This window comes from Promicromonospora panici (assembly GCF_900608595.1).
In the GTDB taxonomy this organism is placed as follows: Bacteria; Actinomycetota; Actinomycetes; order Actinomycetales; family Cellulomonadaceae; genus Promicromonospora; species Promicromonospora panici.
The window spans coordinates 199,543-213,076 of sequence record NZ_UWYY01000003.1 but is presented as its reverse complement, the minus strand read 5'-3'; the positions used below and the strand labels follow the sequence as shown (position 1 = coordinate 213,076).

Below are 13,534 nucleotides of genomic sequence, written 5' to 3'. Positions count from 1 at the left end.
GCCCTACCCGCCCTCCTCCAGCGTCGCGTCGTCCAGGTCCTCCAGCATCGACGTCGCGTCCTCGACCACCTCGGGCAGCTTGTGCCGCACGCCGTGCAGCAGCCACCGCGCGAGGGCCAGCTCACCGACGAGCATCGCGCGCTCGGCGAGCCGGGAGTCGCTCAGCTCGGTACGGCGCAACTGGTACGCCTCCATGATCGAGTCGACCGCCTCGAGCGGCGCCGCCGCGATGAGCCAGGCGAGGTCGTCGGCGGGGTCGGCCACACGGGCCTCGGACCAGCCCGAGACCGCCACGACCCGCTGCCGGTCCACGAGCAGCTGATCCGGCGCGAGGTCGCCGTGCGCCACGACCGGCTTGAACTTCCAGAGCGACACGTCCTCCAGCGCCGTCTCCCAGCGCCGGAGCAGTGTCGGGGGCACCCGCCCGGTCTTCGCGGCCTCGTCGACCTCGGTGAGCCGGCGCTCGCGGTACTCGGACGCGGTGTAGCTGGGCAGCCCGCACGTCTCCACGACGGACGTCGGCAGCTCGTGGATGGCGGCGATCGCCCGGCCCAGGTCGGCGGCCAGGCCGGGGCCCGGCTCCAGCGCCTCGACGTCGAGGTTGCTGCCGATGATCCGCCGGTGCACCACGGCCCGGCCGCCCTCCGGCAGCAGCGCGTAGCCCGCCACCTGTGGCACCACGAACGGGAGCACGCCGGTGTCGATGTACAGCCGGAGCGCGTCGAGCAGCTCGATCTCGGCCTCGAGGGCCGCGCCGGCCACCGTCGTGCGTGGTGCGCGCACCACCCACTCCTGGTCGTCCTGCCCCGTGACGACAGCGACGTCGTAGTCGCCGGCGAGCTCGCCGACACGGACCGACTGGGCGTCGAGACCGGGTACAGCGGCGGTCGAGAGGGCGGCGAGAGCGAGGGGCGTGCGGGACACATGCTCACCGTATTGCAGTGTTCGCGGTGCCATGGCACAGCGCGATGGTGTGTCCCCGCTCCGACGGGGACACACCGCCTTCTTGGTAGGGCTTGTTTGGTAGGACCCGATATACCTCGTTCTCGGACGGACCCGCTGGTGGGACCTGGGAGTGCTAAATGCGTGCGGGCGTGCGCGGTCGGGCGTGCATGAGGGCTTGACTCGCGCCGAGAGTGATGAACAACCCGCCTGCCCACCAGACGCCTGAGGTGAGCATTCCCGGGTAGAGCGCGGAACTCACCAGCGCCGCGACGCCAACCACGGCCAGAATGATGCCGGCCCACGGCTTACCGAGGGCCATCAGCACGCCAAGAGCGGCGACCACGGCGGTATAGAGCACGTAATCGAGTTCCAGGTCCCAGCTGCCGACGAGGGCTCCGCCGACGCCCAGGGCCATGGGCAGGACGGCGAGCACGCCTCCGGCGATGCGCCAGCCGGCCGCGGGCGGTCCGTTGCGGGCGATGACCGGTACGACGAGTGCGGCCCACGCGAGCCAGGCCGTGGGAGCGAAAGCCCAGCCGTCGGGGAAGATGAAGCTCACGACCGACAGCATGATCGCCACCGCGGCGGTGAAGACGGTACGGGCACGCGGGGAGGCGAGGTTCGGGAGCGCTGCGATCAGTGCCGGGGCCAGGTTCAGCAACACGATCCCGAAGCCGTGCGCCTCGAACTGGGTGTTCGGCATCTGGAGGGAGTCGTCAGGGTTCCAGAAGGAGATGAACATCGCGCTGAAGACCGCGACACCGGTCGCCAGCCACAGCAGGATGCGCCTCATCCGGTCGGTCCGACCCGGTTCATGGCCGAGCTCGGCCCGCACTCGTTCCGTGAACTGCGCGGGGTCGCCGAGGCTCTCCGCGGCCTGCTCCGGGGTGCGGCCCGCATCTGCGGCGTCCGCGAAGTGTGCCCGGACGTCGTCGAGCACCGCGTCGCGCTGTTCAGGGGTCAGCGCTCGCAGGCGCTTGCCCACGTCACGCAGGTAGGCGCTCTCGGCGTTCGTGTTCATCGCGGTCCTCTCGGTGATCGTGGTGTTCTCGGTCCTCGTCGTGTTCTCGGTCATCGCGATCCCTCCAGCAGGGCGTTGACCTGCGCGCCGAGGGACTTCCAGACCCGGGCGAAGGTGGTGAGCTGATCGGTGCCGTTCTCGGTGATGGCGTAGTAGCGGCGCGGGCGCCCGGTGCCGGACGCGTCCCACCGGGGCTCGACGAGCCCGTTCTCACGCATGCGGGCCAGCAGCGGGTACAGGCTGCCCTCGCTCGCGATGAGCTCGCGCTCGGTGAGGTCGTCGGCCAGCTCGAGGCCGTACTTCTCACCGTGAGAGAGCAGCGCGAGCACGCAGTACTCGAGCACTCCCTTGCGGAGGTTCGTTGCGATGCGCTCTTCGGTCATGGCGGGAACTCTAACCTTGCATAGCAAGACTTGCAACACAAGACTTGCTAGGCAAGGTTCGAGATGGCCGCACTGAGGTGCTCCGGCGAGGCTTCAGGATTCGGGTGTGGGACTGGGCGGCTAGGGTCGTTCCGTGCCAGTTCTCGACCTCCCGTTCGCCCACGCCACCCACGACCGTGCCGCACACCGGCGTGCTGAGCCGAACCTCGTGGAAGATCTCCTCAAGCAGCAGGGCACCCGGGTTCTCGTGCTGCACGGGAGCGACGTGGCCACGGCCGGACGGCGGATCGCGCTCTTCGTGCCGGACGACGTCGCACACGTCGTCGCGCGCGCCCACCTCTTCCTCGGGGAGGCCGACGGCGCCGCCTACCTGGCGGCGGTCCTGGCCGAGGGGGAGCCGCGACCGGACCTGGACGTCGACTGGGCCGGGATGCGCACCCTCGATGTCCCCGACCTGGAGCAGGGGCTCGCGGTGGAGGCGATCGCGCTGGCCCAGTGGCACGCGGCGCAGACCCACTGCCCACGATGCGGCGCGGAGACCGAGGTGACGCAGGGCGGCTGGGTCCAGCACTGCCCCGTGGAGGACGTGAACCACTTTCCCCGGACCGAGCCCGCCGTGATCATGGCGATCACCGACGCCGACGACCGCCTGCTGCTGGCGCGTGGTCCGCAGTCGGGCCCGGGCCGGCGCTCGGTGCTGGCGGGTTTCGTGGAGCCCGGTGAGGGGCTCGAGCAGGCGGTCGCGCGTGAGACGTTGGAGGAGGTCGGCGTCGTCGTCGACCCCGAGTCGATCGAGTACCGAGGCAGCCAGTCGTGGCCTTTCCCGGCGTCGCTCATGATGGGCTTTCGCGCCCGCGCGACGTCCACCCGGATCGTGCGCCAGGAGGACGAGATCGCCGAGGCCGACTGGTTCAGCCGCGACGAGGTCGCCACCGCGGTGGCGACGGGCGACCTGAGGGTCTTCGGCCGGACCTCGATCGCCCGCTCCCTGATCGAGGAATGGTTCGGCTCCCGGCTCGACGGCTGATACGGCCCGGGGCGCGAGTCAGTCGTCGAGCCGCACCCGGTAGACGTCGCCGTCCTGGAGCAGAACGGCGTCGAGGTCACTGGTGGCCGGGTAGCCCTCGGCCTGCCAGTCGGCCATCAGGCCGGCGAGCCGGGCAGCCGTGGGTGACCCGGCCGGGCGTGCGATGAAGTGTGTGGCCGTGACCATCGCGACCTCTGGCGCTCCGGCGTGGCCGACGGCGTCGTCGGTCGCCCTGAAGGCGATCCCGATGCCCTCGCCGAGCTCGGTGGCCGCCGTGAACAGACCCCGGGGGCGCATCGCCAGGAGCCAGTTCCTCAGGTCCAGGAAATCACCGGCCGCGCCTGGCCAGGCCTCGGCGTGTCCCGCGCGGAGGATGGCGAGGAACTGCTCGGCCGTGGCTCGGTTCGGACTGCTCGAGGCCAGGTAGTAGTGGGAGCTGTCCCGCCCTGTCACGACGGTGACCGTGGGTCGGACGGCGCGACGGCCCATGGGCGGGTACCGGCCCGCGTGCACCGTGACGCGTGGACGGTCGGCCCTCTTGACGATGTGCGCCACCGCGTACGTGCCGGGCAGGTCGGAGACGAGGCACCCGGTGACGAGCACCCCGTCCGGGGCGAGCTGGTCGAGCCACGCCGCCGGGATGGCGGCGGGCGTGGCGCCGACGCTGATCCGGTCGTACGGCGCGCGGTCGGGATACCCCAGCAGGCCGTCGCCCGTCATCGCGACGGCTCGGTGCCCGTGTGCGGTGAACAGCGCGCCCGCGCGTCTCGCCAGGTCCTCGTCGGCGTCGACCGTGACCACGTGGCCGTTCGGACCCACGATGTGACCCAGGAGAGCGGCCGCGTAACCCGATCCCGTGCCGATCTCCAGGACCCGCATGCCGGGGCGCAGACCCAGGGCCCGAAGCTGCCGCACAATCGTCCGCCCAGGGACGGCAGGCAGGAGGGCGTCCCTATCAGGCCGGAGATAGAGCTCCGCCGGGATCGCGCGCGCAGCCTTCGCGACGGCGTCGGCGTCAGGGACGCTGGAGAAGTCGCTGGTCATGATGCGGCTCCACGTCACGCGCTTCAGGCGGGAGTCGGTAGGTGAAGGGGCGCGGCGCCCTCCACGAGGGCGTGCAGGACGGTTGCGGCACCGTGCTCGTGGATCGTGCCCGTGACCCGCTTCGCGAACGCCTTGACCGGTTCGGGGGCATGGCCCATCGCGACGCCGTGCTCCGCCCAGGCCAGCATCTCCCGGTCGTTCCAGCCGTCACCGATCGCGACCGTGTGCGCGGGGTCGACCCCGAGCATGCCCCGGATCGTGTCGAGGGCAGTCGCCTTCGACAGGCCGGGCGCCGTGACGTCGACCCAGTGCTGTGCGTTGGGGGTTGCCGTGACGCCGAGGTCCTGGAGCGGGCGCACCAGGCTCGTGACGTCGGGGCCGGCCAGGATCGCGCGGGTGACAGGGGCGGCCCACAGCTCGTCGGCACGCTGGACGACGCGCTGCTCGCCGTTGACCTCCGCGCGGTCGAACTCGTGCGTGACGGCGTAGCCCCACCCGACGATCTCGACCGCGACCCGCACGCCGGGGAGCCGGGCATGGGCGAGCCGCACCACCGGGCCGACGTCGAACGTGTGCTGCTCGTGCACGACGTACCCGCGGGGTGCCTCAGGGGCCAGCTGCGCCGTGACGGCACCGTTCGAGACGACGACCCACCCGTCGTCGAGGCCGAGGTTCCTCGCGACCGGCAGAGCGCCGATCAGTGAGCGCCCCGTGGCCAGGACGACGTGATGGCCGGCCGCGCATGCCGCCGCCACGGCGCGCGCCGTGACCGGGGAGACGTCCATGCCGGTGTCCAGGAGGGTGCCGTCGATGTCCAGCGCGACCAGGTACGGGCCCTGCCCGGCCAGTGCGCGATGCCTTGCGTTGCGACCAGTCCTCATTGTCCTCGTCCCCTCGCATCACCGGGTCCCCGCCCGTGCGGGGCGGCCCACTCTCCACTTTCGCGGGTGTCAAGGCGCTGATGTGACACAGTTTGTGTCACAAAGTCCCCATAAGTGGGGTCGGACCTGTCGGACATATCGCCGAAGGCCATAGGGTGGCGAGTGCCCGCCACCTGTGCCAGCAAGGGACCACGAGATGACTGACGACGACTCCATCGGTCGCCGGATCGCGCACCAGCGCAAGGCGCGCGGGGTCACCCAGATCGCCCTGGCACACGACGCCGGGGTGAGCGTGTCGCTGCTGCGCAAGATGGAGCAGGGATCGAGGATCGCCTCCCAGCCGGTCGTCGCGGCCCTGGCCCGGGCCCTGCACGTCGACAGCACCACGCTGACGGGCCAGCCGTACGACCGCGAAGGGCCCCGCCCGGATCGGGTCCACACGGCCATGCCCGACCTGCGCCGCGCGCTGGCCTACTGGGACCTGTCCGCGGAGCTCGGGACGGCTCCGCGGAGCCCGGCGGAGCTTGCGCGCGATGCGGCGGAGATCGCCACCCTGTACCAGCTCGACCGGAACTTCGAGGTGGCTGGGCGGCTGCCGCCGCTGCTGATCGAAGCCTTCGCGATGGTGCACGACAGCGACGAGGACCAGCGGGAAGTGCTGTTCGACGCGCTGATGGGCATGTTCTATGCCGCGCACGCCGTCACGTACCAGGCAGGCTACGAGGACCTCTCGACGATCGTGGAGGACCGCATCGCGTGGATCGCCACACAGTCGGGCGATCCGGTGATGAAGGCCTTCGCCAGCTGGATACGCACCACGTCACTGATGCGGCTGGGCGCGTACGACGCCGGGCTGCGGGTCCTCGACCGGTCCCTGGCGGAGGTCGATCCGGGATCGGACGAGGGTCCGGCCGCGCTCCGCATGGTGGGGTCGCTCCACCTGCGGTCGGCGATCCTCGCCGCACGCGCCAACCGGTCGGACGAGGCGGTCGCGCACGTCGCCGAGGCGCGCCAGGCCGCACGGCACACGGGCCCGGACACCGACAACGACTGGCGCAACCTGGCGTTCGGGCGCACGAACGTGGAGATCCACGCGGTGGCGTCGGCGGTCGAGTCGGGCGACGGCCCTCGCGCCCTGGCCCTCGCCGACGAGCTGCGCTTCTCCGACGACGTCGTCCGGCGGGTGCCGATCCGGGTGGGGCACCATCACATGGACGTAGCGCGGGCCCAGCTCTGGCAGGGGAGGACCGACAGCGCGCTGCTGAGCCTCGAGAAGGCGAAGAAGTTCGCGCCGCAGCAGACGCGACGCCATCCGACCACGCGAGAGGTGACCCGGGTGCTGGTCCGTGCGCATCGTCGCGCGAACGAGCCCCTCGCCAGGTTCTCCGCCTGGCTCGGCTCCGACCTGGACTGGTAGGCGCGAGCCGCGGTCGGGCCGGAGCCGCGGTCAGGCCGCGAGGGCCTGCTTCACCTGGGCCAGGCTCGGGTTGGTCGCCGCCGAACCGTCCGGGTACACCACTGTCGGAACCGTCTGGTTGCCGCCGTTGACCTGCTCCACGTATGCGGCGGCAGCCGGGTGCTGCTCGATGTCGACGACCGTGTAGCCGATGCCTTCCGAGTCGAGCTGCGTACGAAGCCGACGGCAGTACCCGCACCAGGTGGTCGAGTACATCAGGAGTGTTCCGTTCTCGGGTACCGGCGTGGTCGACTCCGACATCTGTACTCCTTGTCAGTGGTTGCTGCGAGAATCGCAGACGATGCTCACCCAGACCAACTCCGCCGACGGTTCGAATCATCCTGGACCGATGAGCCCCGACGCGATCCTGACCGCCCTCGACCCCGAGCAGCGCGAGGTGGCGCTCGCGCTCAACGGTCCGGTCGTGGTGCTCGCGGGAGCGGGCACGGGCAAGACGCGCGCCATCACGCACCGCATCGCGTACGGCGTCCGCATCGGCGCCTACAAGCCGACCAGCGTGCTGGCGGTGACCTTCACGGCCCGCGCGGCGGGAGAGATGCGCACGCGGCTGCGGGAGCTCGGCGTCCAGGGCGTACAGGCCCGCACGTTCCACTCCGCCGCGCTGCGCCAGCTCGGCTACTTCTGGCCGCGCATCGTGGGTGGCGCGCCGCCGCGCCTGCAGGAGTACAAGGCGCAGTTCGTCGCGGAGGCGGCGCGGCGCCTCGGCCTGAGCGTGGACCGCGTGGCGGTCCGCGACCTGAGCAGCGAGATCGAGTGGGCGAAGGTCTCGCTCATCGCAGCCGACGACTACGAGAAGGCGGCGTACGCGACCGGTCGCGACGCGCCGTCGGGCTACGACACCCAGACGGTGTCGCGCCTCATCACGGCGTACGAGGACGTGAAGACCGAGCGGGGCGTCATCGACTTCGAGGACGTGCTCCTCATGCTCGGGGACATGCTGAACAGCCACAAGGCCGTGGCCGACGAAGTCCGCTCGCAGTACCGGCACTTCGTCGTCGACGAGTACCAGGACGTCTCGCCGCTGCAGCAGTTCCTGCTGGACCAATGGCTGGGCGGGCGCAAGGAGCTGTGCGTGGTCGGCGACCCGTCGCAGACCATCTACTCCTTCACCGGTGCCTCCCCGCGCCACCTCCTGGAGTTCCGGCGCACCTACCCGGAGGCGCAGGAGATCCGCCTCGTGCGCGACTACCGCTCCACGCCCCAGGTCGTGAACCTCGCCAACCTGGTGCTGAAGCGCGCGGGCCGCGGCGGCGGGGCGCACCAGGCGCTGGAGCTCATCGCGCAGCGCAAGCCCGGCCCGCCCGTCACCTTCATGGCATACGACGACGACGAGGCCGAGGCCAAGGGCGTCGCGACCCGGGCCGCACGCCTGATCCAGTCCGGTGTGCCGGCGAGCGAGATAGCGGTGCTGTACCGCACCAACGCCCAGTCGGAGGCGTTCGAGGCGGCGTTCGCGGACGCCGGCGTCGGCTACCTCGTACGCGGCGGACAGCGGTTCTTCCAGCGCAAGGAGGTGCGCGACGCGATAGTGCTGCTGCGCGGCGCCGCCCGCTCCGCCGACCCGGAACGGCCCATGCCGGACCAGGTGCGGGACATCCTTGCCGCCGCCGGCTGGGCCGACCAGCCGCCCGCGGCGCGCGGAGCCGCCCGGGAACGCTGGGACGCGATGCAGGCGCTCGTCTCGCTCGCCGACGACCTGGCCGCCGCCGCGACGCCGGAGGCCCCCGCGACGGTCGCCGCCCTCGTAGCCGAGCTCGACGAGCGCGCCGCCGCGCAGCACGCGCCCACCGTCGAGGGCGTCACGCTCGCCTCGCTGCACGCCGCGAAGGGCCTGGAGTGGGACGCCGTCTTCCTCGCGGGCATGAGCGAGGGCCTCATGCCCATCTCGCTCGCGGAGACCGACAACGCCGTCCACGAGGAGCGCCGGCTGCTGTACGTGGGCATCACCCGCGCCCGTGAGCACCTGGAGGTGTCGTTCGGGCGCTCGCGGAACCCGGGCGGACGCGCCACACGCAAACGGACACGGTTCCTCGACGGGCTGTGGCCGGACGACGCGCGCGCACCCCGCGCCCGGACCGCCGCGCAGAAGGACCAGGCCCGCGCGCTGCTGACCGGCGAGCACGACGTCGCGCTCTTCGACGCCCTGCGCGACTGGCGGCTCGAGGTCGCCCGGGAAGCGGACAAACCCGCCTACACGGTGCTCACGGACGCGACCCTGGCCGCCATCGCGGAGATCCGACCTTCGGGCATAGCCGAACTTGCTCGCGTGAATGGCATCGGTCCGGCGAAGATCGACAAGTACGGCGCCACGATCCTCGCGATCGTGTCGGGTGCACCGGGTTCCTGAGCGGTCTGTCAGGTGGTCCGGCGAGGGAACTTTCGGGGGATCCGGGGCCGCCCGGGATGGCTGCCCAGTGAGCCGTCCCGGGCAGTCCGAAAAACTTCTCAAGAAAGTTTGGAAAAAGAGTTGGCTCCCCGCGGCGGCCCGGCATAGTGTTCATACGTCCCTGACAGCAGTGGGCAAGGCCGAGAAGGTCGGGCCCGGATTCGAGTGAGGAGGTGGGTGCATTGGAGATGAACATGATTCCGCAGACGGATCTGCAGGTGTGCAAGCACGTGCTCGGCTACGAGCCCGTCCCGGCTACCGGCGCAGCTCTGTCTTTCCGCGCGCGCACTCACCGCGGAGGCAACAAGCCGTCCGCTCTCGCACCCGACTCCGCATCGCCAGGAGACTCGCCGGTCTAACGACCGAAGAGATCCAGGCCGCGGAGTCCACCTAGGACCCGCGGCCTTAATTTTTGTCCGGAGTCCCGGCCCCACGGGGCCGGCCGGCCAGAGATCTAGCCCGGGGTCCTGTTCCCCCAGACGTTCACCGACGACGTTCATCCTTACAGGACACAGGAGACAACCGTGCGCCTCACTGCGCTCCTCGACACTCTTCCCCAGGGCGGCTCGGGCCCCTGGGACCCGCCTCAACACCCCGCCACGAGCGGGACCGGTTCGGACTCGGCGGAGTTCAACCGGCTGATGGACACACTGCTGCCGTGCCGTACCAACGACCCGGAGCTGTGGTTCGCCGAGCACAGCACCCAGGTGGAGCAGGCCAAGGCGCTCTGCCGCACCTGCCCCCTGATCGAGGGCTGCCTCGCCGGCGCCCTCGAGCGCAACGAGCCCTGGGGCGTCTGGGGCGGCGAGGTGTTCGTGGACGGCGTGGTTGTTGCCCGCAAGCGCGGCCGTGGCCGGCCGCGCAAGTCGGAGAACGTCGCCGCTGCCTGACCCGTACCGCTGAGTGCGGGATTTTCGCCCGGTCAACGACCATTGACCGGGCGAAAATCCCGCACTCAGCGCCGGGACTCAGGCTGGCAGGAGCACGCACCCGCAGCGCGGGTGCGGCTCTGTCGGCCGGGCTCGGGGGAGCCCTGCCGGGAGCGAGATCTCCAGGCACGCACCGACGGCCGCGGGCCGGTGCCCGTCCAGCTGGGCGAGCACCTGGCCCGCGGCCGTCGCCGCTGCCACGGCGGCGAGCGTCGCCTCGTGCGTCGGCTCCGGCGTCTTGCGCAGCTGCGCGGCCAGCGCCGGCCACTCCCGGTCGGCATCGGCGTGGGAGAGGTCCACGCAGGTCACGCATGCCGAGCGGCCCGGCCGGACGAACGGGCCCACCACCACGTCGGCCTCCCGCACCACCACCGGCAGGTGCGGCACCCCCAGGCCGAGCAGCCGCTGGTACCGCGCCGGGTGCGCGGTATGCGGCTCGACGACGACCACGACGTCGAGATCCGCCGGATCGAATCCCAGGCCGTCCGCCGCGCTGTCGTCCACCCGGACCGCTACGCGCGGGGACCGCTCCGCCAGGAGCGATCGCACGGCGAAGTCGCGCGCCTGTCCCACGTCGACCGGCCGCAGCCCGCCCAGCCCGACGTCGGTGATCTGCACCGGCAGCGGGTCGTGCAGCACCAGACCGCCGACCCCCGCTGTCGCAAGGTGCAGCGCCACAGCCGTGCCCAGCCGCCCGAGGCCGACGACGCCCACCCTCCGCGTCGCGCGATCGGCCAGCGTGGCCAGCCCCGCGCCGTCGGGCCGCAGCATGCCGAGCACCGTGGCGTCGGCCGCGCCGTCCGCCGGGGCGGTCACCGCACCCACGGTCCCCGGCACGGGGACCAGCACGCCCGCGTGGAACAAGGCGGTCATGATCTCGTCGCGCCGCTCCGCGGATACCCCGCACCGTGCCGCCGACTGCTCGACCGTCACGTGCCGTCGCTCGGCGATCTCCTCGAGCCACGCCTCCTCGGCCGGCGTGAGACCCGACAGCACGAACGACCACCTCGGGTCGGACCCGCACTGCATCTGACCGCCACCGCGGCTCAGCACGGGCGTGCCGGGCCGCAGCCGGAGGAGGGGAGCGCGCTTCATACAGGCAACGATGCCCGACGGCGGCACTCGCCCCGGGCCCTCGTCCACAGTTCCAGAGGTATATCCAAAGCATCACGCGAACTGGAAGTTCCCATGTGCGCCCAGAGCCAAATGGACGGCGCACCACTTGCCGACCCGGTTACGGTGACACTATGAGCGACCAGCACCAGCCCGGCGATACTCCCCAGTCGTGGGAGGAGATGCTGCGCTCCATGCTCGGCGACGGCGCAGACGAAGTGATGGCTGAGATGCGCGAGCGGGGAATCGACCCGACCGCCCTCGGTGGACCTCCCGACCCCGTGATGATGCAGTACGCCCTCGCCCAGGTGCAGAAGATGCTCTCGGCCGAGGGCACCGGCCCGGTGAACGCGGACGTCGCGCACGACGTCGCGCGGCAGGTCGCCGTCAGCGAGGGCGACCCGTCCCTGACGGGCAAGCAGGCCAAGGAGGCTACGGACGCGCTGGCCGTGGCGGAGCTCTGGCTCGACGCGGTCACCGACCTACCGCCCGCCGGCGGCACGCGGCACGCGTGGAACCGGTCCGAGTGGGTGGAGGCCACGCTCCCGGTGTGGAACGAGCTGGCGGCACCCGTCGCCGCCTCGGTCTCGGACGCGCTGGCCACTGTCCTGCGTGACCAGCTCCCGGAGGGCATCGACGACGGCGAGGCCATCCCCGGGATGCCCGCCGGCGTGCTGCACGGACTCGGTGGCACTATCGACCCGTCGCAGATGATGCGCCGGCTCGGCTCCGCCGTGTTCGGCATGCAGGTCGGCCAGGCCGCCGGCACGCTCTCGCGTGAGGTGTTCGGCGCGACCGACGTCGGCCTGCCGCTGCTCGACAGCCCAGACACGGTGCTGCTGCCGACCAACGTGTCCGCGTTCGCCGACGGCCTGGACGCCCCGCTCGAGGAGGTACGGCAGTTCCTCGCGGTCCGCGAGGCCGCCCACGCCCGGCTGTTCACCCACGTCCCGTGGCTCCGGTCGCACCTGCTGTCGATAGTGGAGCGCTACGCGCGCGGCATCACCATCGACCTCGACGCGCTCGAGGCGCAGGTGCGGGACATCGACCTCGCCGACTCCGACGCCCTGCGCAGCGCGCTGTCCGGCGGGGTGTTCGGGTTGCAGAACACCGACGAGCAGAAGGCGGTGCTCCTGAACCTGGAGACCACGCTCGCGCTGGTGGAGGGCTGGGTCGACGAGGTCAGCGCCATCGCCGCCCTGCCGCATGTCCCGCACGCCATCCCGCTGCGGGAGATGATCCGACGCCGCCGAGCCGCCGGCGGGCCCGCCGAGCACACGTTCTCGACCCTGGTCGGGTTGGAGCTGCGGCCGCGCCGGTCGCGCGACGCGGCGACCCTGTTCTCGATAGTGGCGCGGGCCCAGGGCTCCGCGGGCCGTGACGCCGTGTGGGACCATCCCGACCTGCTGCCCGGCACTCAGGACCTCGATGACCCGTCGGGTTACCTGGTGCGCCGCGAAGCCGCGGAGACCGAGCACGCCGACGTGGACGCGGCGCTGGCGGAGATCTTCGGCGAGGACCTGGCCGCCCTGGACGACGCCCGTACGGATGACTCCCCCACGGAAGACGGCCCTGCCGACGACGGCCCGCAGGACGACGGCCCGCAGGACGACCGCAAGCCCTAGCGGCAGCGGACTCAGTCGTCCTCGTCGTCGGAGGTGAGCTGCCCGGGGTCGTCCTGCGCGAACGACGCACCCTCGAGGAAGCCACGCGCCCGGTCAGTCCGCGGGTAGACCTCGAGGATCTTCCAGAACTCCGGGCCGTGCCCCGCGTGCAGGAGGTGTGCCAGCTCGTGCAGCAGCACATAGTCGAGCACCCACGACGGCATGCCCTGGACCCGGGTGGAGATGCGGATGGAGCCGTCCAGCAGGGTGCACGACCCCCAGCGCCGCCCCTGGTTCGACGACCACCGCACGCTCGACGGCAGCGCGCTGCCGTCGAGGTACTTGGCGGAGAGCTCGCAGGCGCGGTCCATCAGCTCCTGGTCGGACGGACGTCGCCGCCGTTCTTTGTCCTCGAGCCGGGCTACCATTTTGGCCACCCACTCTCGTTCCTGAGCCCGAGAGAAGCGCGCCGGAATCGCGACGATGGTTCGTCCACCGTCGCGATATGCGCTCACCGTGGCGGTGCGACGGCGGCTCCGGCGCACCTCCACGGACGTCAAGGCGTCGTGGGCCACGGAACGACCGTAGCGTGTTATCGGCGTGACGTGGGGTATAACACACCGTTCGAGTGGAAAATCTTTGCACGACGGCGTAGTGGTTGGCGGGATGCGAACGGGTACCCGCGCCGCCGTCGGGCGGCACTCACGGAACCCTCAGCCAAGTG

Annotated in this window: 13 protein-coding genes; 5 read left to right on the top strand and 8 right to left on the bottom strand. The window is 71.4% G+C overall.

The genetic code is table 11. The features are described from left to right. Positions 1-3: 3 nt before the first annotated feature. The 3 genes from EW117_RS04500 to EW117_RS04490 all read right to left on the bottom strand — a co-directional run bounded on the left by EW117_RS04500 (position 4) and on the right by EW117_RS04490 (position 2,349). Positions 4-924, bottom strand: coding sequence for a macrolide 2'-phosphotransferase (locus tag EW117_RS04500; protein WP_129784112.1), 921 nt, complete (start codon positions 922-924; stop codon positions 4-6). 154 nt (positions 925-1,078) lie between these two features. Next, on the bottom strand, positions 1,079-2,020 hold the full coding sequence (locus tag EW117_RS04495) for a DUF1700 domain-containing protein (RefSeq protein ID WP_129784110.1): 942 nt from the start codon (positions 2,018-2,020) through the stop codon (positions 1,079-1,081). Further along, positions 2,017-2,349, bottom strand: a complete 333-nt coding sequence (locus tag EW117_RS04490) for a PadR family transcriptional regulator (RefSeq protein ID WP_129784108.1) — start codon at positions 2,347-2,349, stop codon at positions 2,017-2,019. The genes EW117_RS04495 and EW117_RS04490 overlap by 4 nt, the downstream gene beginning before the upstream one ends. A gap of 133 nt (positions 2,350-2,482) precedes the next feature. Here EW117_RS04490 and nudC point away from each other — a divergent pair, with 133 nt between their 5' ends. Next, positions 2,483-3,376 (top strand): NAD(+) diphosphatase, encoded by an 894-nt coding sequence (gene nudC / locus EW117_RS04485; protein WP_129784106.1) that lies wholly within the window; start codon positions 2,483-2,485, stop codon positions 3,374-3,376. 18 nt (positions 3,377-3,394) lie between these two features. Here nudC and EW117_RS04480 read toward each other — a convergent pair whose 3' ends face one another. Both EW117_RS04480 and EW117_RS04475 read right to left on the bottom strand, forming a co-directional pair. Then, positions 3,395-4,420: a protein-L-isoaspartate O-methyltransferase family protein gene (locus EW117_RS04480; RefSeq protein ID WP_129784104.1), complete on the bottom strand. Its 1,026-nt coding sequence runs from the start codon at positions 4,418-4,420 to the stop codon at positions 3,395-3,397. Between the two features lie 23 nt (positions 4,421-4,443). Then, the gene (locus tag EW117_RS04475; protein WP_422890255.1) at positions 4,444-5,238 is read right to left on the bottom strand and encodes an HAD family hydrolase; all 795 of its coding nucleotides are present in this window, start codon (positions 5,236-5,238) and stop codon (positions 4,444-4,446) included. A 259-nt stretch (positions 5,239-5,497) separates the two neighbouring features. Here EW117_RS04475 and EW117_RS04470 point away from each other — a divergent pair, with 259 nt between their 5' ends. Continuing rightward, positions 5,498-6,718: a helix-turn-helix domain-containing protein gene (locus EW117_RS04470; RefSeq protein WP_129784102.1), complete on the top strand. Its 1,221-nt coding sequence runs from the start codon at positions 5,498-5,500 to the stop codon at positions 6,716-6,718. A gap of 30 nt (positions 6,719-6,748) precedes the next feature. Here the strand turns inward: EW117_RS04470 and EW117_RS04465 are convergent, their stop codons facing one another. Continuing rightward, a complete protein-coding gene (locus EW117_RS04465; RefSeq protein ID WP_129784100.1) occupies positions 6,749-7,018 on the bottom strand; it encodes a mycoredoxin in 270 nt (89 codons plus the stop codon). An 88-nt stretch (positions 7,019-7,106) separates the two neighbouring features. On the opposite strand from EW117_RS04465, the gene EW117_RS04460 reads away from it, so the two are divergent. Both EW117_RS04460 and EW117_RS04455 read left to right on the top strand, forming a co-directional pair. After that, the gene (locus tag EW117_RS04460; protein WP_207211746.1) at positions 7,107-9,125 is read left to right on the top strand and encodes an ATP-dependent helicase; all 2,019 of its coding nucleotides are present in this window, start codon (positions 7,107-7,109) and stop codon (positions 9,123-9,125) included. A gap of 563 nt (positions 9,126-9,688) precedes the next feature. Continuing rightward, positions 9,689-10,054 carry a WhiB family transcriptional regulator gene (locus tag EW117_RS04455; protein ID WP_165362464.1) on the top strand — a complete coding sequence of 122 codons (366 nt, stop codon included), beginning with the start codon at positions 9,689-9,691 and terminating at the stop codon, positions 10,052-10,054. 78 nt (positions 10,055-10,132) lie between these two features. On the opposite strand, the gene EW117_RS04450 is transcribed toward EW117_RS04455, so the two are convergent. Next, positions 10,133-11,188 (bottom strand): ThiF family adenylyltransferase, encoded by a 1,056-nt coding sequence (locus EW117_RS04450; protein WP_129784096.1) that lies wholly within the window; start codon positions 11,186-11,188, stop codon positions 10,133-10,135. Positions 11,189-11,340: 152 nt separating this feature from the next. Here EW117_RS04450 and EW117_RS04445 point away from each other — a divergent pair, with 152 nt between their 5' ends. Next, entirely contained in the window at positions 11,341-12,831 is a 1,491-nt protein-coding gene (locus tag EW117_RS04445) for a zinc-dependent metalloprotease (RefSeq protein WP_129784094.1), read from the top strand. Positions 12,832-12,842: 11 nt separating this feature from the next. Here the strand turns inward: EW117_RS04445 and EW117_RS04440 are convergent, their stop codons facing one another. Beyond that, on the bottom strand, positions 12,843-13,385 hold the full coding sequence (locus EW117_RS04440; RefSeq protein ID WP_129784092.1) for a SprT-like domain-containing protein: 543 nt from the start codon (positions 13,383-13,385) through the stop codon (positions 12,843-12,845). Positions 13,386-13,534: the final 149 nt, after the last annotated feature.